A 3,638-nucleotide genomic window follows, 5' to 3' on the forward strand; every position below is an offset into this window, starting at 1 on the left:
ATTCTGGTGCCAGAGAAAAATCTAAAAATCAGAAGGGATTGTATGAATAAACATATTTTTACAGTATTTTTGGTGATTTTTGTAAGTTTAACAATTTTTTCAAATGGTGTAATTTATAATGGAAATCCAAAATTACATAAAAGCTCAATATTTAATTATGAGCAACTACAAAAAAGACAATTAGAAATTTTAAAAATTTACGAAACCAATAAAACTGAAAGTAGTCCGTTGATTTTTAATAAAAATACAAAAAAAATTACAAATTATTCTTCTAATATTTTTACTTACCGTACAAGTTTGTATAGAGGAAGTTTTATGCTATGGTCAAGAGATAATATTGAATGGCGAAGCAATGGAACAAAAATTATTTCTAGTAGTGGATGGCAAGAAGTCGGATATGTATTTCCGAATATAGTTCATGCGAAAGGAATTGTATTGATATCTAAAACATCAACATATCATAAATATCGAACAATGAAAACCATAGGAACTGGAGTTGTGACACCCTGGGGAGATGTAAAAATTTATAGTCGTGATGTTATAGATTATGTTATTATTTACGCAAATGGTAATTATAATTGGTATTAAAATAACTTTCACATTATTTAAAATCAGGAAGGTATGGAAATACCTTCCTGATATAATAAGGAGGTAATTAATATTGATAACAGTAGAAAATCTAACAAAGTCTTATGGAAATAATTTGATTTTTGAAAATGCTAATATTTTGATTCCAGAGAATAAAATAACATTGTTTATAGGGGCAAACGGAAGCGGGAAAACCACATTATTAAAATGTTTATTAAATTTGGAAGGTTATAAGGGTAAAATTTTATATAATAGGAAACATTTAAATGAAATAAGAGATACTGTATACGTTGTTTATAATGATACACCGTTATATTATAATCTCAGTGGTTATAAAAATATTGAATTATTATTAAATAAAAAAGTCAGTATTCAAAAAATAAAGGAAGCATCATATAGATTTTTTAAAGATGAAATTTTAAAAGTAAAAGTAAAACATTATTCTCATGGGCAGAGAAAAATTTTAAGTTTGATTATTGCAATACTTTCAAATCCAAGATACTTATTTGCAGATGAAATAGCAAACGGATTAGATTATAACACAAAACTTATATTAAAACATTTAATAAAAAAATGGTCAAAGAAAACCACTATTATTATGATGGGACATCAATTTGAATTTTATAATGATATTATTGATGAGTTGTTTGCTTTAAAAAATCATTCAATTATTAAAATTAATGATTTTAATAGATATGGTGGTGATTTAAGTGAAATATATAAAAATTTTATCCAGTAATATAAAGAAAGAAATAAAATATCAAATATATTCTGGTGTCTTTATTTTAATGATTATAACTTTGTTAATATTTTCAGGATTGAATTTGTATAATCAAAAGAAATTAATTATTCAAAATTATAATTTGTTTGTACACACACTAAATGAAATAAAAAAATCAGGAATAAATGTTGAAAAAGTATTAATGGAACCTTTAACAGTTGAAGAAAATAACGGGATTAGCAAAATTGATAATGTTTTGAAACTTGATTATAATAATGTGGCATTGGCTGTTTATGATTTAAAAAATCCTGGGCGTATTATAACTAATACTTTGAAATATTTATCTTTTATTTTTTATTCATTTTTTTTCAGTGTATATGGGATATATATAGGAATATACGATACAAAATATAAAACTATAAAGATTAAAGCAGTTCAAAATAACTGGATGAATATATTACTATCAAAACAAATAACAATGTACATATTATCTTTTTTAATTATTTTTATTGTAGTATTTCTGTCAATCATAATAAGTTTTGTCTTTTATAACACTTTCTCTTTGGATATTCCCATCAATGATTTTAAATTATTGATACAACCTTGGGATACAAATATCATTCTACAATTTATATTAAGTTTATTTCTTTCATTTATTTTTACAACTTTTGGATTTTATCTCGGAATATTATTTAGAGGAATTATGTATCCTATGTTAATTTTAGTTCTATATAATTTTATTTTCCCGATTTTTGGGAAATATGATTTAAGAAATTTAATCTCAATATTAGGCCATAAAGTTTTTGATTTTTACGGAAATTTTGTATTGTTTAAACCTGAAATGGTTTCATTAAATCTATCTATAATTTTATTATTTATCTATATTTTTATAAGTACATTGTTTACCTATACAATAGTAAAAATACAGAGTAAATATATAGATTAATAATTTTCAATTTTAGATAAGCAATCAGCAGCCTTGAGAGAAAATGGAACTGCAGTAGGTTGTCCAATTAGTAAAGCAAGCGAAAACTCGCAGATTGTCCATACACGCTACCGCGGGTATTGGTTTAAATATTTTTGATTTTATAAAAAACTTTTGAGCTATCGCTCACCTTTTCCCTTAGATTTTTTATAAAAAATCTAAGCGTAAAATTGAGTGAAGCCGAACACGGATGTGAGTCTGATACGACCGGCAAGAATGAGCTATTTTTGAGGATTAACAATCAAGGTTTGAGCGACTTTACTTTTTGGACATCGTAATTAGATGCTAAAAATGACTTTGTTCTTGATTTTACTTTGCATTGCTTCGCAAAATTTTGATGATATAACATATAAATTATTATTATAAAACTTTTTGAAATATTATTTCATAATATTTCAATGCAGCTTATGATTCTTATGATATTTTTTCAAAGATTAAATCTTCTGGTTTTATTCCTGTTATTGATTTAAATAAAAGAAATACTAAATATTATGAATCTTATAATAGATATGTTATGAAATCTTTTAGAATTGCTTTTAAGAATGATTATAAATTACGTTGGGAGATTGAAAGAATTAATGGTATTATGGATATGTCTTTTGGTACAGAATAAGTAAAATTAATAAAAATTATAATATTATTAAAATGTAACAATATTTATTTTTACAAATATCGTGAAATTGTGAAATTATAAAACGCTGATAAAATAAGGATTTATAAAAAATAAAAAAACACTTGAAAGTCATGTTAGAAATGGTAAAATGAAAACAGGGAGGTGGGATAATGAAAAAAAATAATAATATTGATACTTATAGGAATTCTGTTATTTTCAACAATCTTCTTTGCAGGAGATAATGATAAAGAATACACAACCGATTCATCCAACCCTCAAATTCAGCAGGAAATTTCTGAGTAAGTTTTGAAAAAAGGTCCTTATATATTATAACAAAATTTATACACCTTACCAACCGGTTGGAAAAAACTAAAAAAATTTTTTGAGTAGATATAATATTTATATTAACAAAGCAAAAAAAGATTGCTGGAAAGCATTTCATAATAAAGTATACGAGGAACTTTTAAGTTTATATTTTAAATATAAAGAGCAGGTGAAAATATGAAAGTAATAGAAGCAAAAAATATTAAAAAAAGTTTTGAAAATCTTGAAGTATTGAAAGATATTAATTTATCAATTAAGAAAGGGGATTTTGCTGTTGTTATAGGAAAAAATGGAAGCGGTAAAAGCACATTACTTAAAATTGCAATAGGATTATTATTACCGGATGAAGGAGAAATAAAAGTTCTTAATTATGATGTTAAGACAAAATGGAAAAAATTATCAAAAGA

4 protein-coding genes are annotated in these 3,638 nt (G+C 24.2%); all 4 read left to right on the forward strand.

Annotated elements, in window-relative coordinates:
• Window positions 1-42 precede the first annotated feature (42 nt).
• Window positions 43-588, forward strand: a complete 546-nt coding sequence (locus X274_RS10355) for a hypothetical protein (RefSeq protein WP_052913298.1) — start codon at window positions 43-45, stop codon at window positions 586-588.
• A gap of 73 nt (window positions 589-661) precedes the next feature.
• Window positions 662-1,327, forward strand: coding sequence for an ATP-binding cassette domain-containing protein (locus X274_RS10360; RefSeq protein WP_047266761.1), 666 nt, complete (start codon window positions 662-664; stop codon window positions 1,325-1,327).
• On the forward strand, window positions 1,299-2,255 hold the full coding sequence (locus X274_RS10365) for a hypothetical protein (RefSeq protein WP_047266762.1): 957 nt from the start codon (window positions 1,299-1,301) through the stop codon (window positions 2,253-2,255). The genes X274_RS10360 and X274_RS10365 overlap by 29 nt, the downstream gene beginning before the upstream one ends.
• A gap of 1,153 nt (window positions 2,256-3,408) precedes the next feature.
• The coding region (locus tag X274_RS10370; protein ID WP_047266763.1) for an ATP-binding cassette domain-containing protein at window positions 3,409-3,638 on the forward strand (230 nt) is incomplete at its 3' end.

The sequence above is a fragment of the Marinitoga sp. 1155 genome (assembly GCF_001021175.1).
In the GTDB taxonomy this organism is placed as follows: domain Bacteria; phylum Thermotogota; class Thermotogae; order Petrotogales; family Petrotogaceae; genus Marinitoga.

Coding starts and splice junctions, on each gene's coding strand:
- X274_RS10355 (WP_052913298.1), top strand. CDS start 43: ATGAATAAACATATTTTTACAGTATTTTTGGTGATTTTTGTAAGTTTA.